Annotated in this window: 1 protein-coding gene; it reads left to right on the top strand. The window is 70.7% G+C overall.

Going from position 1 to position 249, the window contains the following annotated elements:
• Window positions 1-69: 69 nt before the first annotated feature.
• The coding region (locus AMS65_RS20200) for a hypothetical protein (RefSeq protein ID WP_206542017.1) at window positions 70-249 on the top strand (180 nt) is incomplete at its 3' end.

The raw sequence follows: 249 nt of genomic DNA, 5'->3' as shown, positions 1-249 counted from the left end.
CTGCCGTTCCCGTGGGCTCGGGCGGGCAGGATCGCTGCGAACTCCTCGGCGATCTTCGCCATGGCGCCGATGCCGAGACCGAACTCATCGACGTCTCCGCCGGACTCGCCGCAGACGGGTACTGACGGCGAGACCAGCCGCGGCGACGGCGGAGGCTCCTCCGGGTCGGGAGGCGACGCCGACCCCTCGTCCCGCTACACGGTGAACTTCGCCCCGAGCGACCTTACGAGCGACCAGATCGATGCGCTG

Source organism: Leucobacter celer subsp. astrifaciens (assembly GCF_001273835.1).
Classification (GTDB): domain Bacteria; phylum Actinomycetota; class Actinomycetes; order Actinomycetales; family Microbacteriaceae; genus Leucobacter; species Leucobacter celer.
Note: the sequence above shows the minus strand (reverse complement) of the source record. Positions and strands in the feature narration are given on the sequence as shown.